Genomic DNA, 21,569 nt, shown 5'->3' with positions numbered 1-21,569 from the left:
TAGATTGTATTAGTAAGAAGCAGCCAAGGGAGCCGGGGCCACTTCTGGTGCCTCGGGCTGAGCCGCTACGGGAGCAACCAACGTTTTGGCTTTCTGTTTAAAAGCAGCCATTACCTCCGGGTTTTTGGCGGAGAACGACTGTTGAGCAGCGTACCAGTTCTGGTAATCGTCCGGCTCGTCCACAATCACCGTGGCTTTCATAGCGAAGTGGCTACCGCCGCACACTTGGTTACAAGCCAGTTCGTAGTTAAACTTCGGGTTGCCCAATTTGGCCCGCATCTCGTCGGTCGACATCGTCGGCGTGAACCAGAAACGAGTCGGCATGCCCGGCACAGCGTACATCTGCACGCGGAAATGCGGCATATACACGGCGTGCAACACATCGCGCGAACGAATTTTAATCAGCACCGGCACGCCTTTAGGAACATGGATTTCGTTTGTGGTGAAGTCGTCAAGCGCCGATTTGTCGCTCAAGTCAAAGCCCCACTCGTTTACGGCATCAATCATGCGGTAATTAATCACACCGAGCTTCATGTCGCGACCGGGGTAGCGCACCAGCCAGTTGAACTGCTTGCCCATCACCTCTACAACAACTGAATTCTTCGGAGCCGGGCCAGTGATGCGAGTCCAGGCTTTCCAGCCGGCGAAAATCAGCGCTGCCATCACGATGGCCGGGATTATCGTCCAGATAACTTCGATTTTGTTGTTATGAGCAAAAAAGTAAGCCCGACGGCCCTCCTTGTGCTGGTATTTGTAAGAATAAACGAACAAAAGGCTCTGGGTAATGGCGAAAGCGACGCCAATCACGGCCATCGTAATCCAGAACATGCGCTCCATCTGGTGGCCATGTACAGAAGCAATAGGCGGGTTCATCTTGTTGAAATTCTCAACGAAAGAGTAGGCGAACCACGCCCCACCAAACACAAGGAACACGAGCATCAGAATAGCATTGACGCTATTGCTCATGCCGATATCGCGCGTAAAGGTGCCGGAAAAAATAGAAGTCAGAATCTGCAAGCGAAACAGCAGGCCGAACACGACCAGCAGCAACACCAACACCAGCAAAATGGTAAGAGCAGTCATTTTTTAGATATTAGAGTCGAGAGCTTAGAGCTTAGAACCCGGGCAAAACTCAAGAGCATTCTGAGTTCTGAGTTCTAAAATCTCAGTTCTAAAGAAAATTAAGTAGTGTGGTGGATGCTTTCGTCCAGGAAGGGGTGGTTGACGGGCACAAGCGAAGCAGAAGCCAAGCGGCGCGTGAACAGAATCAGGAAAGCACCCAAGAAAATGGCCGCGATGCCAATCTCAATCAGAAACCCGCTTTCACCCTTTAAAGTTGCTGGCATAAACATCAAATAGAAGTCCGACCAGTGGCCAATCAGGATGGCAATGCAGACAATCTTCATCATAATCATCTGACGCTTGGCATCGCGCGTCATGAGGCCCAGGAAGGGGAACACGAAGTTGATGACCAGGTTGAAGAAGAAGATGCCGGTGTAGTGGCCTTCGAAGCCACCAAGGCGCTGGTTGTAGTAAACCGCTTCTTCGGGCAGGTTGGCGTACCAAATCAGCATGAATTGTGCGAACCATACGTAAGTCCAGAAAATACTGAAGCCGAACATCAGCTTGCCCAGGTCGTGCAAGTGGTTAGAGGTCAAAGCCTTTAGGTAACCAGCCTGCTTCAGAAAGATGGCCGTGAGGGCAATGGCAGAAATGCCCGATACCCACCACGAAGCGAACACATACCAGCCGAACATCGTGCTGAACCAGTGCGTGTCAACCGACATCACCCAGTCCCAGGCAGACATCGACGACGTCACAGCGTAGAGCACCAAGAACAAGGCCGACGCATTGATGCTCTTGTGGAACCACACCGTACCTCCTAGTTGGTCTTCGGCCAACGACAGCTGACGCAACTTGTAGCTGAAGAAAGCCCAAATGGCGAGGTAAACAATGGTGCGGATGAGGTAAAAAGGCAGGTTGAGGAAACCGCTTTTGCCAGCAATGATGGCGTCATAGTTCGGGTTGCCCTTGTCCATGATGCCTTCGTGGGTCCAGTGGAAAATGTCGTGGCGGCCCAGCAGGAACACCACCAGCATAATCACGGCACCAGGGATAATCCAGGCACTGAGGGCTTCCGAAATGCGCTTGACCATTACCGACCAGCCAGCATAAGCCACATAGTTGATGGCCATGAACACCGTACCAATGGTCGAAACACCGAGGAAGAACACGTTGCTGTGCCATAGGCTCACGATAATGCGCTTCACTAGAGTGGAGCTGCCTTCTTCGTGCAATGAAGCACCAGCCCCGTGACCGGCCGAGGCACCGAGGTGGCCTGTTGCTTCGCCAGCAGCGGCGTGTTCTTCAGCCCCCCACCCCATTACTTGGGCCAGAATGCCGAGAATCAGCACCACCACACCGGCGACGATGATGGTAATAAAAGTCTTGCGAGCGCCACCCGTAATAACGAGCTGTTCAGCCGTGGCGCTATCTTGATGCGTCAGAGTTGCCATAGTTATTTGTTGCCGGGGGTGTGGGTGACGCCGGAACCGTTGGGAGCAACGGTGCCGCCTTGACCGGGAGTCTCCGAGCCTTTGCCGGCCTGGGCCTCTCCTACCGGGCCTTGGTTGGCGCGGTCAGTCATTTCGGTTGAGTCGTTTGCGGTAGAAATCGGGCCTTTGGCGATGAGCTTGCTCAAGGCATCCGGACCTTCGCCACGCTGCAGTACCCGTACGTACATGGCGATTTTCCAACGCTCCTCCGGGTTCACGATGGAACCGTGGGGCATCATGCGGTTGCGGCCCCATTGGATGACGTGGTAGATGTGGCCATCGTTCATCGTCTTGTAAGCGCCCGCTGAGTAGTTCGGTACGCCTTTAAACTTCAGGCCTACTGGGCCTTGACCGTCGCCGGCCTCACCGTGGCAGTGCGAGCAAATGCGGGTATACAGCACCTTGCCCTCTTCCAGATTGGCTTTGGTATAAGGGAACGGGTTGCGGAGGCGACGCTCGGCGATGCCCACGCTGTCTTTCGGAATATGGTCGTAGTAGTTCAGCTTGCCGCGCGGAATGGTGCCGTTGGCCGGCGTCCGCTCATTGATGCCGAAAGAATTGACCGTATTGAAGTTGGTTTGCTTCAGGGGCTCGTACGGGATGGACTCGTACATCTCCGGGGCGTACTCCACACCGGGGTCGTCGGGCCGATGAGTACAGGCCGAGGCCAGCCCCAGGGACAGCAGCAGCGCCGAAACGCGCAGGCTCAGGTTCAGCGGATGCGTCATTAGTTTTTGCTCATTTCTTTTTGGTTGACCTCCGAGGCACCGTTGTCGCGCAGTAGTTGGGTCAGCCGAGAAAACTGCGAGCCGGTCTCATCCAGCTCGATGGCCATTACGAACTTATCATCGGTAGCCCGCACGTCCATTACATGGGTTTTGAAGCGTGGATACAGGCCCGTAATCGTGAAGAAGGTCAACGCCATGCCGTGACAGGTGAAGAACACCGTCAATTCGAACGCCACCGGAATGAAAGCGGGCAGCGCGATATGCGGCTTGCCACCGATAATCATCGGCCAGTCGAAGCCCAGCATGTAAATCTGCATCCAGAGCGCAAACGACAAACCCGTCAGGCCAAAGAAGAAGGCCGCAATGGGCAGACGCGACCGCTCGATGCCCAGGGCATCGTCGATGCCGTGTACCGGGTAGGGCGAGAATACGTCGTAGATTTTCACTCCAGCCGCGCGCACGTTTTCAACGGCGTGCAGCAGCACATCTTCGTCTTCGAAGATACCGAGGGCGAATTGCTTAGTCATGCTTGGTATAAGTTACGGGAGCCGACGCCGGCACGCCGGGAGCAGCAGGGTGAGCGGGAGCGTGGTGCACAGCTTTGGCCGGGTTGTAAGTCGGGCCATTATCCACGGTGTATTTCAGGATGGTTTTCACCTCAGCCATGTTAATCACGGGGAAGAACTTGGCGAAGAGCAGAAACAGCGTAAAGAACAGGCCGAGCGTACCAACGTACAGTCCGATGTCGATAATCGAGGGCGAGAACATGGCCCAGCTCGACGGCAGGTAGTCGCGGTGCAGCGAGGTCACGATGATTACGAAGCGCTCGAACCACATCCCGATGTTCACGATAATGGACAGAATGAAAGTCAGCGGAATGCTGTAGCGCACGCGGCGCAGCCACACCAGCTGGGGCGTAATCACGTTGCAGGTCATCATTGAGGCGTAAGCCCACCAGTAAGGACCGGTAGCGCGGTTGATGAAGGCGTATTGCTCAAACTCTACCTGCGAATACCAGGCAATGAAGAACTCCGTGATGTACGCCACGCCCACGATGGAGCCAGTTACCATCATGATTTTGTTCATTAGCGCAATGTGTTCCAGCGTGATGTAGTCTTCGAGGCGGAACACCACACGGGTAATCAGCATCAGCGTCAACACCATGGCGAAGCCCGAGAAGATAGCACCAGCCACGAAGTAGGGCGGGAAGATGGTGGTGTGCCAGCCCGGAACCACCGACGTTGCAAAGTCCATCGATACAATGGTGTGTACCGAGAGTACCAGCGGGGTCGAAACACCAGCCAGAATCAACGAAACGGTTTCGTAGCGCGACCAGGCTTTGGCCGAGCCTTTCCAGCCGAAGCTCAGCATGGAGTAGCTGAAGCGGGCAATGGGGCCCTTGGCACGGTCACGAATCGAAGCGAAGTCAGGAATCAGGCCGATGTACCAGAACACCAGCGACACCGTGAAGTAGGTCGAGATAGCGAATACGTCCCAGAGCAGCGGCGAATTGAAGTTAGCCCACAACGAACCCAATGTGTTTTGCAGCGGAAACACGTAGAAAGCCAGCCATGGACGGCCCATGTGCAACACCGGAAACATGGCGGCGCAGATTACGGCGAAAATCGTCATAGCTTCTGCGGCCCGGTTGATGGAGCTCCGCCACTTCTGACGGAACAGCAGCAGTACGGCCGAAATCAGGGTGCCGGCGTGGCCGATGCCCACCCACCACACGAAGTTGGTGATGTCCCAAGCCCAGTTCACGGTTTTGTTCAGGCCCCACTCCCCGATGCCGTACCATACGGTGCGGTACACGGAGTAGAAGAACACCCCGAGGAAGAACAAGGCCACGCTCAGGGCCGCCATCCAACGCAGGTTGGGCTTGGCTTCTACCTGATAGCAGATGTCTTGCGTGACGTCGTGTAACGTCTTACCGCCGGTTACGAGCGGCTCGCGTAAGGCTGATACGTGCTGCATAATGGTATGATATTAAGCGTTTTCTTCTTTGCCGAAGAACTCCGATTCGGCGTTGCGAATCTTCGTCAGGTAGGTCACGTTCGGCTGCACGTTGATGGAATCGAGCGCGTGGAAAGCCCGCTCGCCGTCTTCGCGGCGGAGCAGCTGGCTGATGCGGCTGTTGGGGTCGCGCATGTCGCCGAATACGATGGCTTCGGTGGGGCACGACTGCGCGCAGGCCGTCACAATCTCACCGTCTACGGGGCGGCGCTTTTGCTTCTTGGCTTCGAGCTTGCCGAGCTGAATGCGCTGCACGCAGAACGTGCACTTTTCCATCACCCCACGGGCACGCACCGTTACGTCTGGGTTCAGCACCATGCGGCCGAGGTCGGTGAACATGTGGCCGTTCACCGTCTCAAACTTCTCATTCGAGTAGTACGAGAACCAGTTGAAGCGACGCACTTTGTACGGGCAGTTGTTGGCGCAGTAGCGGGTACCGATGCAACGGTTGTACGTCATCTGGTTGATGCCCTCCGAGCTGTGCGTGGTGGCCAATACCGGGCATACCGTTTCGCAAGGTGCGTGGTTGCACTGCTGGCACATCATCGGCTGGAAGATGACCTGCGGGTTTTCCGACGGGTCTTCCATGGCGGCGTAGGTAGAGACCTTGCCTTTTTCTTCGAAATCGGTTTTGTGCGCCTTCGAGCTGTAGTAGCGGTCGATGCGCATCCAGTGCATTTCGCGGCGGTTGATTACCTGCTGCTTGCCCACTACGGCAATGTTGTTCTCGGTCTGGCAGCCAATCACGCACGAGCCGCAGCCGATGCACGAGTTGAGGTCGACCGCCATGCCCCAGTGGTGGTTGTTGTACTGATAGTCCTGCCACAGCGAAACCTTGTTGGGTTTCTCCAGGCCATCAGGCGTGGCAATCTTCTCGTATTCGGTTACCTCTTTGGGGTTTTTGATGTAAGCAGCCAGCGAGTTCTCCTGAACAACCGGCTTGCGGTCCATTAGGGTGTGGTGCGTCTGGGTTTGGGCAATGGGCGAGGTGGCATCGGTTTTGGTCAGCGTCACCACGTTGTTGTACATGATGCCGTTGGCCGTAGCCATCGCGAAGGGAGCCGCATTGGCGCCAACTTGGTCACCGGCTTTGCCGGCCAGCGTGCGGCCGTAGCCGAGGGCAATGCTCACCGTGCCGTTGGTCTGGCCGGGCTGAATCAGCACGGGTAGTTCAATGCTGTAACCGTTGCCGGTCACCTTCACCACGTCGTTCTGCTCCCACTTGTTGGCCACGGCCATGGCACGCGGGATGGCCACGTAGTTGCCCCAAGTGGCTTTCGAAACCGGGTCGGGCAACTCCTGCAGGAAAGGGTTGTTGGCCTCGCAGCCACCAGCGCCGATGCCTACTTTCTCGTACAGCGCCAGCTCAACCGCGTTGCCGTTAGCTTTGGGGGCGCTATTGATTTGGCTGATGGCGGCGGCCGGGCTCAGCGCGGCTGTCATCATGGCCGGAGCAGCGGGCAGGGCGGTGCCAGTGGCCACGCCGTCGTGCACCACTTTGTCCCAAGCCGCGTCGTTCGGGGTCAGGGCGCGCCAGGTGGCGCGCAGGTATTTGTAGTAAGTCGTGTTGTTGCCAGCCCAGTGAAGCAGGCTTTCCTGAGCCTGACGGGTCTGGAACAGCGGGGTGATAACCGGTTGCGACAAGCTCAGGAAGCCGCGCTTGGGCTCGAAGTCGTTCCACGATTCCAGCCAGTGGCTGTCCGGAGCGGCGTACTGGCAGAGGATGCCGGTTTCGTCCAGACGGTCGTTCAGCGAAATGGTCACCGGCACTTTGGCGATGCCCGACTTCACTTTGGCACCCAACGGGTGGTTGAATACTGGGTTGGCGTTGTAGAAAATGACTGCGCCAACGCTGCCATTGTTCATGTCATTCACCAGCGCGGTCATGCGGGCGTCGTCGCCTTGGCGCACATAGCTCGGAGCGTTCAGGTCTACCGTAGTGCCGACGTTGCCCAGCGCCTGGTTGATAGCTGCTACCAGCGTCTGCACGGCCGGGTCGTTGGAGCCCGAAACCACGAGGCCAGTGCCGCGGCTGGCCTTCAGGTCGTTGGCTGCTTGGGTCAGCTTGGCATTCGAGTAGGAACTTTCACCGCCGCCAACTACTGCGTTGTACAGAGCCAAAGCAACTGCACCCATTTCCGAAGGCTTCACTGGCACGCGGATGTCGGCATTGGAGCCGGTCAGCGTCATGGCGGTTTCGAACTGGTAATGGCGCGACATGCTGCGCTTGTCGTTGCGCACCTTGCGGTTGCGCACGTACTGACGAGCGTACTCCACTGGCGAAATCCAGGTACCGAGGAAATCAGCGCCCAAGCTCACGATGACGTTGGCGCGGCCGAAGTCGTAGCCGGGCACCACGCCGTTGTTGGCTTGCAGCAGGCCCGTCACCGATTGCGTGTCGTACATGACGTGCGTGGTGTTGGGGTAGCGCGAAGCAAACTCGGCAATGGCCCGCTTGGTGGAAGGGCTGATGATGGTAGGCGACACGATAGCGATGCGGCCAGCACCGGCCAGCTTGCCGCGTACTTCGCTGTCGAATGCGGCAAATTCAGCCTTCTCGTGGGTACTGCCCTTCTTGATGGCGAAATGCTGCAAACGGCCGCCGTCGTACAGGCTAAGCACGGCAGCTTGGGCGCGGGCCGACAAACCGCCTTGCGTGATAGGCGACTCAGGGTTGCCCTCCAGCTTAATCGGCCGGCCTTCGCGCGACTTCACTAGGACCGCATTGTAGTCGGCACCCGTGAAATAGGTCGAAGCGTAGAAGTTGGAGATGGTTGGGTCAATCTCCTCGGGCTTGTTCAGGTACGGGATGGCCTTGCGAACCGGGGTTTCGCACGAGGCCAGGGTGGCGGCGGCCACCCCAAAGCCCATCAGCTTGAGGAAGTCGCGGCGGGGAGCCGAAGTAGCGTCTTTGCTCTCATGGCTCTCCTTCACTGGCATGAACTCAGCAAAAGCCGATTGCATGAACTCCGGAGTGCTTTCTAGTTCCTCAATTCCTTTCCAGTACTTCATTTGGGAGGGTAATCAGTAATTCAGTATTGGGTAGTCAGTAGTCAAACACGAGTAGTCTCAATACTGACTACCCAGTATCGACTACCGAAAATCAGCTTATTAGTAGTGGCACTTCGAGCACTCGGTACCGCCGTTCGACGACACGGTGAAGGGAGCACCGGCGTTTTTGGTGTCGTGCAGCTTCACGAGGTTGTCGTAGTACTTGTTGTCTTTCGAGTTGATGGGCATCTCGCGGTGGCAGTTGATGCACCAGCCCATGGTGAGGGCCGAGTATTGGTACACCACTTCCATGTTCTGAATGGGGCCGTGGCAGGTCTGGCACTGCAGGCCAGCCACCTGCGTGTGCTGCGAGTGGTTGAAGTAGGCCAAGTCGGGCAGGTTGTGCACACGCACCCACTGAATGGGCTGCTTGCGCTCGATGGCGCGGTAGATTTTCTTAATTTCGGGCGACTCCGTCTTAATCTGCGAGTGGCAGTTCATGCAGATGTTGGCCGAAGGAATGTTGGCTGACTTGGCCTTATATACCGAGGTGTGGCAGTAGGCGCAGTTAATCTGGTGCTCGCCGGCGTGCAGTTTGTGCGAGAAGGCAATGGGCTGGGTGGGTTGGTAGCCTTGGGTCAGGCCCACGGCCATCACGCTTTGCACGCCTTCGTAAAGTAAAACCAGTGCGAAAACCGTCCCCACAATACCGCGCATCACGGGCGAGCGGTACAGCTTGCTCCAATCGAAGCGCTGCTCCAAAATCTCCACGTCGCGGCCGTCGAGGTCCTTGCGGCCACGTAGCACGTCTTTCATCAAATTGCCAATGATAACCAGTGTCACCACCAGCACAATCAGCACCACTACAAGGACAATGAGCAGGATATCAACATATTTACCAGTGCTAGCACCGGCTTCGGCACCGCCAGTGGCATCAGCTTTGCCATCAGCACCCGCAGCATTAGCAACTGTCGGACCGGCAGGCCGTCCCTCCTGCGAGGTTACGTAAGCCACAATCGAGGTGATTTCCTTATCCGAAAGGGCGAAGGAAGGCATCTGCTGCTTGTTGAACTTGTTGTACAGCTCGACGGCATAGGCGTCGCCGCTGGCCACCACCTTGCTCGAGTTCTTCACCCACGGCAAAATCCAGGAGATGGGCCGGCGCTTGGTAATGCCGCCCAGGGCCGGGCCTACTACTTGTTCGTTCACCGCGTGGCACTGCGCGCAGTTGCCTTTGAACAGGGCATCACCAGCGGCAATTGCGGCGGCATCGCCACCGGCAGGGGCGGCACCGGGGGCCACAGCCAAGGCCGGCGTGGCACCAGCGGTGGCACCGGGGGCCACGCCCTGGGTTTTCACATCGGCCGTCGAGCCTGCTTGGGCCAAAGCCTGTTGGGCGCCGGCAAATGTGAGCAATAGCGCCAGCAGCAGTTGAGGTAAAGAACGAAGTCGGTTGCTATTCATAAGGAAATAGACGGTAAAACGAAACGCTAGGGGCATTTCAAGGCCACAAATGTAGGTCAGGAATCGTAGGCGGCAAAAAGCGGAATGCAATTTCTAAGGGACCTCCACCGTTCATATTGGCCCATTTCTATGCTCTATTCCCCGGCTTGAGCAATGCTTTCACGCGGGCCCGCCCGGTGCGGTGCTATTCTTAGTGTCTCATTAATAGGCTCCCATCGGCTGGCCGATATCTTAAGGAGCAACCTGCCTCGCGCGGGTTTTGTTAGGCTGCCCGTTCCTCTTGCCGGCCGCATTTTGTGCCTGCTGGCGAAGTGCTTTTTGTTTCGGGCAAGGTGCCGACTGGCTTGGACAATCGGGGGCTTTTTGCGGAGAGCCCACTCGTTCCGCATACCTTATATGTATGAAGTCGAAGCCATGCTTGGCAATCTGCCCGAAAGTCAGTACCTTTGCGCCCCAATCAAATTTTTTCACCCCCAAATTTTCACCCCGTCGTAATGGAAGTAAGAAATTACGAGACGGTCTTCATCGTAACTCCCGTGTTGAACGAGAGCCAGGTGCAAGAGACGGTCGAGAAGTTCACTCAGGTGCTTAAGGAAAATAGCGCCGCCCTTTTATCCACCGAAGCCTGGGGCCTGCGCAAGCTGGCGTACCCGATTCAAAAGAAGTCGACCGGCTACTATTTCTGCCTGTCGTACACGGGCGAAGGCAACATCGTTGACGTGCTGGAACTGGCGTTCCGTCGCGACGAGCGCATTATCCGGTTCCTGACCACGGTGCTCGACAAGCACGCCGTGGAGTACAACAACCGCCGCCGCAACGGCGAAATGAACCAGCAGAAGGCTGCGAAAGAAACCGAAGCCGTAGCCCAATAATCTAGCAACGACATGGCATCTCCCGCATTCAACCGCAACAACGACCGCGCGGCCAACAACAAGCCGCAGGACAACCGCAAGAAATACTGCCGCTTCAAGAAGAACGGCATTAAGTACGTGGATTACAAAGACCCGAACTTCCTGCTGAAGTTCGTGAACGAGCAGGGCCGCGTGCTGCCCCGCCGCCTCACCGGCACCAGCCTGAAGTTCCAGCGCAAAGTGACCCAGGCCATCGCCAAGGCCCGCCACCTCGCCCTGATGCCGTACGTAGCCGACGCCCTGAAATAAGCCTTAGACCTGAGAACTGAGAACTGGGAATTCAAGAGATAGTCATTTGGCTCTGAGTTCTGAGTTCTAGGCTCTCATATCTTAATCAAGACAATGGAAATCATCCTCAAAGACGACGTTAAGGGCCTCGGGTACAAGAACGACATCGTGACCGTGAAATCGGGCTACGGTCGGAACTTCTTGCTGCCGCAGGGCCTGGCCATTCTGGCTGACAAGACCAACAAGAAAATCACGGCCGAGAACGTGCGTCAAGCCGCTCACAAAGCCGACAAAATCAAAGGCGACGCCCAGGCCATTGCCGACCAAATCGGCGAAACGGTGCTGGAAATCCCCGCCAAGGTGGGCGAAAGCGGCAAAATTTTCGGTCGCGTAACCACCCTGCAATTGGCCGATGCGCTGAAAGCTAAGGGTGTGGACGTGGACCGCAAGCGTTTGTCGTTCGACCAGGAGCCTTCGGCCGCTGGCGACTACACCGCTACCGCCAACCTGCACAAGGAAGTGAAGCACACGGTGAAATTCCGCGTGGTAGCTGAATAGTTTCGGCTGCGCAACTGTTGGAAAAGCCCTGCCTGCTGGCGGGGCTTTTTTTATTCCGGGCCCGGCGCCAATCCGGCAGACGGGCTATTTTTGCTGTAATGTTTAGAACTGAACTACCCATCGCCCCGGCTACGGACCAGCTTTCGCGCACGGCGCGGGTCCTGACCGTGGGCTCCTGCTTTGCCGACAGTATCGGCTCGCGCCTGCTGGCCAACAAGGTAGAGGCGCTGGTGAACCCCTTTGGCACCGTGTTTCAGCCCCTGGCGCTGGCCCGGCTGCTGCGCGCGGCTGCGGGCGAAGAAGTAGACTGGCAGCAGCACGTGGTGGAAGCCCGGGGCCGCTGGCAGAGCTATGATTTACACGGCAGCATCGGGGCCGAGTCGCCGGTGGAACTGCTGCAGCACATTCAGGAACTGGTGCGGCGCACGGGCGAGTTTCTGCGCAGCGCCGACGTGGTGCTGCTGACGCTGGGCACTGCCTGGGCCTACCGCCTGCGCGAAACCGGCGAACTGGTGAACAATTGCCACAAGCAGCCGGCCGACTTGTTTGTGCGCGAACTGCTGACGCCGGACGAAATCATCAACGCGCTGGCCGAGACGCATGCTTATCTGCGCCGCATCAACCCGAAGCTGCGCTTTGTGCTGACGGTGAGCCCCGTGCGGCACTTGAAGGACACGCTGCCGCTGAACGCGGTGAGCAAATCGGTGCTGCGGGTGGCTACGCATATTGTGAGCGACTTGCTGCCGGGTGTGGCCTATTTTCCGGCCTACGAGTTGCTGGTGGATGACTTGCGCGACTACCGCTTTTATGCGGCCGACATGCTGCATCCGTCGGAAGTGGCCGAGGACTACATCTGGGAGAAGTTTGCGCGGACGTATTTCGACGCGGAGTTTGGCCGGTTCCGGAAGGAATGGGCGGGCGTGCAGCAGTCGCTGGGGCACCGGCCGCTGCACGCGGGAGCGCCGGAGCATCGTCAGTTTCTGGAAAGCACGCTGCACAAGCTGGAGCAGCTAAGTTTGCGCCGCGTGGAAGTGAGCGACGAACTGCAAACCGTGCGCACGCAGCTGGCGGCCTTGCCCGAGCCCCGGCAGCCCGAACCAGCAGTTGAGGTAGAGGACGACGAGGAGCGGATTGACATTGGGGAAGGCTCCGCGGTTTCCGTGGTGGAGCGTCCCATTGACCCCACTCCAACCGTGGCCGATGAAGCGGATGAGGCGTTGGCTTCGGCGCTTGGAAAGGCGGGTGAGAGCCGGCCGCCGCGTTTGTCGCCGGAAGAGTTTCGCTCGCAGCGGGCCAACCGCTCAGGACGGCCGGAGCGCGGCCGACGCGACGGGTGGGACAAGGGAAGGCATACAGTGCCGAGTGAGAATGAGCAATTCCAATCGACTGAAGCATTTGTTGGTGAGCTTCCAGCAGAACCGTTGTCTTCTGTTGAGTCCGTTGAGTCTGATATAACTATAGCGACTCAGCCGCTTGAGCAGGCTGCAGCTTCGGCTGAAAATACGCTGGAAGTTGTCGGTGGTCAGAAGCCGGTCAAAAAGAAAAAGCGGCGCTCGCGCGGCGGTGCCAAGCGCACTGCTCGCAAACACGCATTGCGCCTGGCTGCTGAATCGGGGCAAGAGAACGTTGGGACAGAGGCCACTACGGCAGACGTGACGGACACAACTGCTCCTGAGCCGGAAGCAGCGGCAGAAATCAGGAAACCCAGCGTCATCACCAAATCGGTACCCGTGAAGCGTGGCGGCCGTCGCGACGAAGCCGGGCGCGTGCCGCGGGTGCCGCTGTTTGCGGCGCCGCAGCCCGCCGCGGAACCGGACTTTGAGCCAGTGCTGCAGGAGGTGGGAGTTACCGCCGATGCAGAGTTGCCGTCGTTGCCAGCGACCGAAGTTGTGGAAATTCCGGCTATTCTGGAAAGCGCCCTAGATGTTTCGCTCGAAACGGCCACTGGCTCTTCGCGGAACAGTCGTAACCGCAAAAAGAAAAAGCCGGCTCAGCCCAAACCAGAAACGACGGAAACTGAGGCAACGCCCAGTCAGCCAGTGGCCACGGCCATTCAACTGGCAGCGCCTGCCGACATGATTACAGAACCGCAACCAGTGGCTGAAACGGCGCCGCGGGCAGCTGCGGCACTGCCGGTTGAGGTTGCGATGCCGGCCCAAGCGGTGGCCCCAGCTTCGGCCGGAAATGCTCCGCGCCGTTCCAGCCGCAAGTCGCGGGCTGTCAGCGGGGCGCGGGCTGAGAAGCCAGCCGTGGATACGCCGGTGGTGCCCGTGCCGGATGCTTCGCAGGTGCGCACTCAGGTAGCCGCCGGGCGCATGACGGGCTCGTCGGCCTCGCTGGTGGAGCCGGATGCCAAGCCGAAAAAAGCGGCTTCCGCACCTCGTGCGTCCAAGAAGCCGGTTCCCGACGCAGCGCCCGAAACCGAAGCTTCGCAGCCGGTGAAAAAAGCCGCAGCAAGCAAGCGCAAGGCGCCGAAAGCTGCTCCGGAAGCCCCTGCCGCGCCGCCGATACCGGAAGACGCGCTGCCGCAAGTACCGCCGGCAGTGCTAAAACCCAAAGCGGCCAAACCCAAAGCCGCGGCGAAGTCCAAACCAGTCGCGCCAAAAGCTACTGCGGCTAAACCCAAAGCCACCAAACCAAAGGCTACAAAGAAGCCCGAAAAACCTGCTTAACCTTACCCAAACCCGGCCACTTGCGCCGGGTTTGGCGTTTTAACACCGCAGTACGTCTCCTCTCTCCTTCCATTATGGCCCACCCTTCGCCCGCCACCAATCGCCTCGCCCAGGAAACCAGCCCTTACCTGCAGCAGCACGCCCACAACCCGGTGGACTGGTACCCGTGGGGCCCGGAGGCGCTGGGCCGGGCTCAGGCCGAGCAGAAGCCCATTCTGGTGAGCATCGGCTACGCGGCCTGCCACTGGTGCCACGTGATGGAGCGCGAGTCGTTTGAGGACGCGGCTGTGGCGGCGGTGATGAACCGGCACTTCGTCTGCATCAAAGTTGACCGCGAGGAGCGGCCCGACGTGGACCAGGTGTACATGGAAGCCCTGCACGCCATGGGCCTGCAGGGCGGGTGGCCGCTGAACGTGTTTCTGACCTCAGAGGCCAAGCCGTTTTACGGCGGCACGTATTTCCCGAAGGGCAACTGGGTGCAACTGCTGCAAAATATCGGCCAAGTCTACGCTGGCGAGCACCGCGCCGAGTTGGAGCAGTCGGCCGAGCGGTTTGTGGAAGTGATTGCGAAGAGCGAGCTGGCCAAATACGGCGCCCACAACCACAACGCGGCCCAGGAAGCCGATTATTCGGCCCTGCAAGCTATTGGCGTGGTGCCGGAAACCGACCCGGCCGGCGTGTCGGAAGACGAGTTTAAGCTGCTGGTGTACAACCTCGGGGTGAAATTCGACCGGGAGCGGGGCGGCCTGAACCGGGCGCCCAAGTTTCCCATGCCCAGCATCTGGCGGTTTCTGCTGCGGGCCCACGCCATTAGCGGCAGCCAAACTGTCCTCAATCAAACCGTGCTGACGCTGCGCGAAATGGCCTGGGGCGGCATTTACGACCAGGCGCACGGCGGTTTTGCCCGCTACTCGGTGGATGCGGAATGGCTGGCTCCGCACTTCGAGAAAATGCTTTACGACAACGGGCAACTGGTGAGCCTGTACAGCGAAGCGTACCAGCTGACGCAGGAGGAGCTATTCCGGGAAGTGGTGTACGATACCGTGGAGTTTGTCCGGTTGGAACTGACCAACGCGGAGGGCGGCTTCTACTCGTCGCTGGATGCCGACAGCGAGGGCGAGGAGGGCAAATTCTACGTTTTCACTAAGGAGGAATTGCAGGATATTCTGGGTGATGAGGAGCCGCTGTTTTCGGCCTATTACAACTGCACAGCGCCGGGCAACTGGGAGCACGGCCGCAACATTTTGCACAGGCGCCAAAGCGACGCGGACTTTGCCGCCGCGCATGAGCTGGCGCCCGGCATTGTGCCGGAACTGGTGGCCGGTTGGAAGCAGAGAATCATGGCCGTGCGCGCAACCCGCGCGCGCCCCGGGCTCGACGATAAAATTCTGACCGGCTGGAACGCCCTCATGCTGCAAGGCCTGACGGACGCCTACCGGGCTTTCGGCGAGCCGGAGTTTTTAGTGGTGGCCGAGCGCAACGCCGCGTTCATTCAGAGCAACCTGCGCCAAGGGCCGCAGCTTTTCCGCACCTGCAAAAACGGCCGGGCCAGCATTAGCGGCTTTCTGGAAGATTACGCGCTGGTCATCCAGGCCTACATCAGCCTCTACGAAGTCACGTTCACGGAAAGCTGGCTGCGCGAGGCCGAAACCCTGACCGAATACGTGCTGGCCAACTTCTTCGACCCCACCGAAACGCAGTTTTTCTACACCGACAGCCGCGCCGAAGCCCTCATTGCCCGCAAAAAGGAATTGATGGACAACGTCATTCCCAGCTCCAACTCCGTGATGGCGCACAACCTGCGCCGCCTCGGCCGCCACCTGGAAAGCGTCCGCTACACCGACCTGGCCGTGGCCATGCTCGCCCAGGTGCGGCACCTGGTGGTGAAGGAAGCCCAGCACCTCAGCAACTGGGCCTCGCTCTACGCGGCGCTGCTGCGGCCCGGCGCGGAAATCGCCATCATTGGGCCCGAGGCAGAAGAATTTCGCGAACAGCTAAACCGGCATTTTTTGTTTGACGCCGTCGTTGCCGGCACCGAAACCCGCTCGGAGCTGCCGCTGCTGAAGCTGCTGAAACCCGATGCGGCCGGCCGCACGGCCGTGCACATCTGCCGGGGCCAGTCGTGCCTGGCGCCGGTTTTCGATGCGACCGAAGCACGGCAGTTGTTGGGGTGATGGTACCGGGCTTACCATTGGCCATAAAAAAAGAGCCGACCTAGTGGTCGGCTCTTTTCATTAACTGCTAATTAAGTGCTAAGAACATTTATTCCAGCACCACTTTGCGGGTCAACACTTCATCACCCACTGCCACTCGCAGGGTGTAGAGGCCCGTGGCCAGGCCGCGCGTGTTCAGCACCTGTTCGGTGGTGCCGCTCGGCAGGGGCTGGCTGAGGACTACCTGGCCCAGCGCGTTGAGCAACGTGGCCTGCAGGCCGCCGCGCAGGCCGCTCAGGCGCACCGTGAGCTGGCCGCTGCTGCTGGGGTTGGGGAACACCAGCAGGCTGCTGGACTCGGCCTGCACCCGCGCGGCCGTTACCACCGACCCCGCAATGGTGAAGGCGCCCGGCGTATCGGCGTTGGCGTAGCCGCTCACGGCCACGTAGTAGCGCTGGCCCGGCGTGAGGCCCGTTAGGGTCAGCGGGCCCACGGCGGTGTTGGCCGCGCCGCTGCTCTGGCAACTCACCAGGGTGAAAGGCCCGGTGGTGCAGTTGGCCGCCGTGAACACGCGCACCATGCCCGCCGGGGCCCCCGCGATGGTGAGGCGCACCGACGTGGTGCCGGCCGCCGGCGTCATGCTAAACCAGACGTCGCCGGCCGTAGTGGCCGGGCCGCAGGCCGGCAGGGCAATGCCTGGCTGGCCGCTCGTGGTAGCACCCACAGTGGTGCCGGAAACCGGCTGCAACGGTCCGCCCGCAGCGGTAATGCCCAGCGTGACAGCGCCGCAGGGGTCGTCGTTGGCCGGCTGGACCGGCGCGGCCACCGTCTGGAAGCAGAAGGGGCCCGCAAACGCGCTGCTTCCCGACGGCGCCGGGCAATTCTGGCGCACGTAGTAGCAATATTGGGTACCGGCGGTGAGGCCAGACAGCAGGTAAGTAGGGCCGGAGAGGCTGGCCACTGTAGTGCCCGTGCCGGGTGTGAAGCCCTGCAAACCGTACTCAATGGTGTAGGTGGTGCCGGCGGCTGGCGTGCCACCCGGTTGCCAGCTCAGTTGGGCAGAGGTAGTGGTGAGAGTACCGGCCGTGCCGCTGGTGGGCACCGCGCAAACGGGCGCGGTCGTGGTGAAACAGCTCGGGCCAGTCTGCGTGCTGCTACCATTACCGCCGGGGCAATTCTGCCGCACGTAGAAACAGTAGGCTGTGCCGGGGTTCAGCGCAGTGAGTTGCGTGCCGGGGCTGGTGAGGCCTGCCAGTACGGTGCCACTACCGGGCGTAAAGCCCTGCAGGCCGTACTCCACAGTATAAGTAGTGCCAGCGGCGGGCGTGCCGCCCGGCTGCCAGCTCAGTTGAGCCGAAGTGTTGGTTACATTGCTCGAAGCCAGTGCTGTGGGTGCTACGCACACCGGTGTGGTGGTGGTGAAGCAGCTTGGACCGGTCTGCGGGCTGCTGCCATTGCCACCGGGGCAGTTCTGCCGCACGTAGAAGCAATACGTCGTGCTGGGGTTCAGCGCGGTGAGTTGGGTGCTGGGGCTGGTGAGCCCGGTCACCGTAGTGCCGGTGCCGGGCGTGAAGCCCTGCAGGCCGTATTCCACGGTGTAAGTAGTGCCGGCGGCCGGCGTACCACCCGGCTGCCAGTCCAGCTGCGCCGTGCTAAGGGTAATATTGCTCGAAGCCAAAGCCGTGGGCGCGGCGCATACCGGCGGCGTGGTGGCGCACACGGCCAAGGTGCCCGACTGGTTGGCGTAGAAGGCCCACACCCGCACGTAAAGCACTTCGCCGGGCGTCCGGCCATTGAACGTAAGCTGCGACTTGAGGGCACCGCCTTCGTCGTCGCTGCAGCCCAGCAGCGTCAGGTTGCCGCAGCTGCCCGCGTACATGGCCATGCCGGTGTCGCCCACGTCGGTGCCCGTGGTGGGCACCACCGTGCGCACCGTGAGGGTGCCCGAGGCGGGCACCGTTAGCTGGAACCACACGTCACGAGCCGGGGCGGTGGTGCCGGCGCCGGCGCAGCCGGGCAGCGGCAGGGTGGCGCTGCTGGTGGCGCTGGTGTTGTCGGTGGTGGTTTGGCTGACGCAGGTGGTGCCCACTTGCACGGGCAGGGGCAGGGCCCCCGCGCACTCGTCGTTGGCCGGTGGCGGCGGCGGCGTGGAGAGGCACAGCGTAAAGCCGGCGGCTGCCCCCACCGGCGGCGTCGCCGCGGTGGAATACACCCGGATGAAATAGGTCTGGCCGGGCGTGAGGCCGTTCACCATCACCGGCTGAGCGGCACCGGCGAACACCGTGCTGCAGAACAGGCTGGTCGAAGCCGCGCAGGTGCCGGAGCGCACTTCAAAAACGAAATTGCCTTGCGATGGATTGAGCAGCACATTGTGCGCCGTGTTGCCGGCCACAAAGCTGTACCACACATCGGCCGCGCTGCCGGTGCCCCCGCCGCAGCCCGTGGCGGCCGGCAACGACTGCGACGCGTTTTCTACCGTGCCGCTTACCGGGGTGCCGCAGTTGTTCGTGGTCGATGCCGTCACGGGCAGCGCACTGGTGCATTCGTCGTTGGCCGGCGGCGGCGGGCCGGGGTTGATGCACAGCGTGAAGGTGGCGCTGAGGGGCGCGGGCTGGGTGTTGCCGCTGGCGTACACGCGCAGGAAATACGTTTGGCCATTGGTGAGACCGCCCACCAACGTGCCGCTGGCAGTGTTGGCGAATACGCTGTAGCACGACACGCTGGTGCTGGCGGTGCAGGGGCCGCTACGCACGTCCACCACGGCCGCAAAGCGCGAATTGAGGGTAATCAGCTGGGTGGCACCGCTGGCCACGAAGCTATACCACACGTCCTGGGCCACGGGCGTGGTCGCGCTGGCGCAGCTAGCGGTGGGCAGCGACTGCGACGCGGCTTCGACCGAGCCACTCACGGGCGCGGCGCAGGCGGCCGTCACGGGCACGGCCACGGCGCCGGCACACTCGTCGTTGACGGGCGGCGTGGGCGCCGGGCTCACGCACAACGTAAAGGTGGCATTAGCCGGCGTGGGCTGATTGGCCCCGTTGGCATAGATGCGAATGTAGTACTGCTGATTGGGAGTCAGGCCGCCCACCACCGTGCCACTGGTGGCGTTAGCAAATACACTGGTGCACAGCAGGCTGGCCGAGTTGGCGCAACTTCCCGAGCGCACCTCCATTACGGCTCCGAAGCGCGTGGTGAGGGTGATGAGTTGGGTGGGCGCACTCGCTGCGAAGCTATACCACACGTCGGCGGCTGTGGTCACGCCCGCGCCGCAGTTGGCGGTGGGTGGCAGGCTTTGGGTAGCGTTGGCCACCGTGCCGTTGGTGGAAGTAGTACAGCCCTGCACCACCGCCACGGCCACCGCCGTGCTGCATTCATCGTTCACCGAAGGCGGCGGGCCCGCCGTGATGCACAGCGTGAAAGCCGGATTGACCGGGGTTACCGTGGAATTGGCGTACACGCGCAGGAAATACGCCTGCCCATTCACCAACCCGGTCGCCGTCACGCTCTGTCCCGTGAAAGTGGTGGTGCAAAACACGCTGGTGGAGCTGGCGCAGGTGCCCGTGCGCACGTCCAGCACCGCCCCGAAGGTGCCGCTGAACGCAATGGTCTGGGAATTGCCGTTGGCCACGAAGCTGTACCACACATCATTGGCCGCAGTCCCGCCGCAGTTGGCCGTGGGCGGCAACGACTGCGAAGCAGCGGCCACCGTGCCGCTGATGGGCGCTGCGCAGCTGGTGGCAATGGGCACCGCCGTGGCGCCCGTGCAGTCGTCGTTGGCCGGCGGTGTGGGGCCGGGGTTGATGCACAAGGTAAACTGCGGGTTGGTGGGCGTAAAAGTCCCATTGAGGTACAGCCGCAGGAAGTACGGTTGGCCGCTGCTCAGGCCCGTCACCGTCAGCGGCTGGCCACTGAAAGCGTTGCCACAAAACACGCTGGCCGAAGTGGCGCAGGGCCCCGAGCGCACGTCAGCTACGGCCGTAAACCCGGCCGTCACCGTCACCAGTTGCGTGGGGCCACTGGCCACGAAGCTGTACCACACATCATTGGCCACAGTTCCGCCGCAGCTGGCCGTGGGCGGCAACGACTGCGTGGCCCCCGCGATGGTGCCGCTCACCGGCGTGGCGCAAGTGGCCGTAACCGGCACAGCAATGGCCCCGGCGCAGTTGTCGTTGGCCAAAGGAGGCGGCGAAGTTGCGCACACAGCAATGTTGCCGCTACGCTGGTTGCTCCACGACCACGCCCGCACGTAGAGCACCTCGCCGGGCGTGCGCCCCGTGAAGGCCAGTAAAGACTTATTCCCATCTCCTTCGTCGTCGCTGCAACCCAGTTGGGTCAGGTTACCGCAAGTGCCCGAATACATGCTCATGCCGGTATCGCCGATATCGGTGCCCGTGGTAGACACCACGGTTTGCACGGTCACGTTGCCGCTGGCCGGCACCGTCACCGAAAACCACACGTCGCGGCCGTTGTAGTTGGCGCAGGTGGGGGCGGGCACGCCGGCACTGCCGGTGGCCAGGGTATTGTCCGCACTCACCTGGGTGGTGCAGGTGCCGGTGGTGCTCACCGGCACGTTGAGGGCGCCGGCGCAGTCGTCGTTGGCCGGACCGGTGCTGCCCTGCCCGATGCACAGCGCAAACGTGCTGCTGATGCCGGTGGGCGGCGTGTTGCTGGCCGGGTATATCCGAATCAGGTAGGGCTGCCCGCCCACCAGCCCGCCCACGCTCACCGCAGCGGTGTTGTTGTTGGCGATGGTGGTGCAGAACACGCTGGTATTGCTGGCGCAGGTACCGCTGCGCACGTCCAGAATGGCCGCGAAGCGCGGGGCCAGCGTGACCAGGTGAATGGAGCTGCTGGCCGTGAAGCTGTACCACACGTCGTTGGCGGTGGTGAGGCCCGGGCCGCAGGCGGCTGTGGGGGCCTGGCTCTGGGTGGCGCCGGCCACCGTGCCGTTCACGGGCACGGTGCACACGCTGGAGGTAGTCAGCGCCACGGCCCCGCCACAGTCGTCGTTGGTTATCTGGGCCATGGCACGGCTACTGCCCAGCGCCAACAGCAATGCCCACACCAACGGGGCCCGTTTCAACAGCAAGCGTATTGTTTGCTTCATAAAAAATGTAAAAAAAAGGGTGGATGAGAAATCAGGCGGGCCCGATACCGGACTGGTCTTTGGCTGCCCAAGCTATAAATTATTCTAACAAAAATCCAGCCATCACATAGATATAAAAGGATTTATTTTCTCCGCTTAGCTGTTATCCCCGATGGCTATGTTGCTGATGCCTAGGCTGCCTGCCCG

The 21,569-nt window shown here is 60.5% G+C and carries 13 protein-coding genes; 5 read left to right on the top strand and 8 right to left on the bottom strand.

Annotated elements, in window-relative coordinates; translation table 11 throughout:
• Positions 1 to 9: 9 nt before the first annotated feature.
• From I2H31_RS02950 to I2H31_RS02920, 7 genes are all read right to left on the bottom strand, one after another.
• On the bottom strand, positions 10 to 1,083 hold the full coding sequence (locus I2H31_RS02950; protein ID WP_196291501.1) for a cytochrome c oxidase subunit II: 1,074 nt from the start codon (positions 1,081 to 1,083) through the stop codon (positions 10 to 12).
• A gap of 98 nt (positions 1,084 to 1,181) precedes the next feature.
• A complete protein-coding gene (locus I2H31_RS02945; RefSeq protein WP_230687400.1) occupies positions 1,182 to 2,516 on the bottom strand; it encodes a quinol:cytochrome C oxidoreductase in 1,335 nt (444 codons plus the stop codon).
• Between the two features lie 2 nt (positions 2,517 to 2,518).
• A complete protein-coding gene (locus I2H31_RS02940; protein WP_196291500.1) occupies positions 2,519 to 3,283 on the bottom strand; it encodes a c-type cytochrome in 765 nt (254 codons plus the stop codon).
• Complete coding sequence (locus tag I2H31_RS02935) at positions 3,283 to 3,810, bottom strand: DUF3341 domain-containing protein (protein ID WP_196291499.1); 528 nt, start codon at positions 3,808 to 3,810, stop codon at positions 3,283 to 3,285. Before I2H31_RS02935 ends, I2H31_RS02940 begins: the two co-directional genes overlap by 1 nt.
• Positions 3,803 to 5,260, bottom strand: coding sequence for an NrfD/PsrC family molybdoenzyme membrane anchor subunit (nrfD, locus tag I2H31_RS02930; RefSeq protein ID WP_230687399.1), 1,458 nt, complete (start codon positions 5,258 to 5,260; stop codon positions 3,803 to 3,805). The genes I2H31_RS02935 and nrfD overlap by 8 nt, the downstream gene beginning before the upstream one ends.
• A gap of 12 nt (positions 5,261 to 5,272) precedes the next feature.
• Positions 5,273 to 8,311 carry a TAT-variant-translocated molybdopterin oxidoreductase gene (locus I2H31_RS02925; protein WP_196291498.1) on the bottom strand — a complete coding sequence of 1,013 codons (3,039 nt, stop codon included), beginning with the start codon at positions 8,309 to 8,311 and terminating at the stop codon, positions 5,273 to 5,275.
• Between the two features lie 99 nt (positions 8,312 to 8,410).
• Positions 8,411 to 9,754 carry a cytochrome c3 family protein gene (locus I2H31_RS02920; protein ID WP_196291497.1) on the bottom strand — a complete coding sequence of 448 codons (1,344 nt, stop codon included), beginning with the start codon at positions 9,752 to 9,754 and terminating at the stop codon, positions 8,411 to 8,413.
• A 494-nt stretch (positions 9,755 to 10,248) separates the two neighbouring features.
• Between I2H31_RS02920 and rpsF the strand changes: the two genes are divergently transcribed.
• The 5 genes from rpsF (at position 10,249) to I2H31_RS02895 (ending at position 16,297) form a co-directional block, all read left to right on the top strand.
• Positions 10,249 to 10,626 (top strand): 30S ribosomal protein S6, encoded by a 378-nt coding sequence (gene rpsF, locus I2H31_RS02915; protein WP_196291496.1) that lies wholly within the window; start codon positions 10,249 to 10,251, stop codon positions 10,624 to 10,626.
• A gap of 12 nt (positions 10,627 to 10,638) precedes the next feature.
• Positions 10,639 to 10,914, top strand: a complete 276-nt coding sequence (rpsR, locus tag I2H31_RS02910) for a 30S ribosomal protein S18 (protein WP_190927529.1) — start codon at positions 10,639 to 10,641, stop codon at positions 10,912 to 10,914.
• Between the two features lie 93 nt (positions 10,915 to 11,007).
• Complete coding sequence (rplI, locus tag I2H31_RS02905; RefSeq protein ID WP_190927531.1) at positions 11,008 to 11,451, top strand: 50S ribosomal protein L9; 444 nt, start codon at positions 11,008 to 11,010, stop codon at positions 11,449 to 11,451.
• A gap of 98 nt (positions 11,452 to 11,549) precedes the next feature.
• Positions 11,550 to 14,123, top strand: a complete 2,574-nt coding sequence (locus I2H31_RS02900) for a GSCFA domain-containing protein (RefSeq protein WP_196291495.1) — start codon at positions 11,550 to 11,552, stop codon at positions 14,121 to 14,123.
• A 74-nt stretch (positions 14,124 to 14,197) separates the two neighbouring features.
• Positions 14,198 to 16,297: a thioredoxin domain-containing protein gene (locus I2H31_RS02895; RefSeq protein ID WP_196291494.1), complete on the top strand. Its 2,100-nt coding sequence runs from the start codon at positions 14,198 to 14,200 to the stop codon at positions 16,295 to 16,297.
• Between the two features lie 88 nt (positions 16,298 to 16,385).
• Here I2H31_RS02895 and I2H31_RS02890 read toward each other — a convergent pair whose 3' ends face one another.
• The gene (locus I2H31_RS02890; RefSeq protein WP_196291493.1) at positions 16,386 to 21,383 is read right to left on the bottom strand and encodes a fibronectin type III domain-containing protein; all 4,998 of its coding nucleotides are present in this window, start codon (positions 21,381 to 21,383) and stop codon (positions 16,386 to 16,388) included.
• Between the last annotated feature and the right edge of the window lie 186 nt (positions 21,384 to 21,569).

It is taken from the genome of Hymenobacter ruricola, assembly GCF_015694525.1.
Classification (GTDB): Bacteria; Bacteroidota; Bacteroidia; order Cytophagales; family Hymenobacteraceae; genus Hymenobacter; species Hymenobacter ruricola.
Note: the sequence above shows the minus strand (reverse complement) of the source record. Positions and strands in the feature narration are given on the sequence as shown.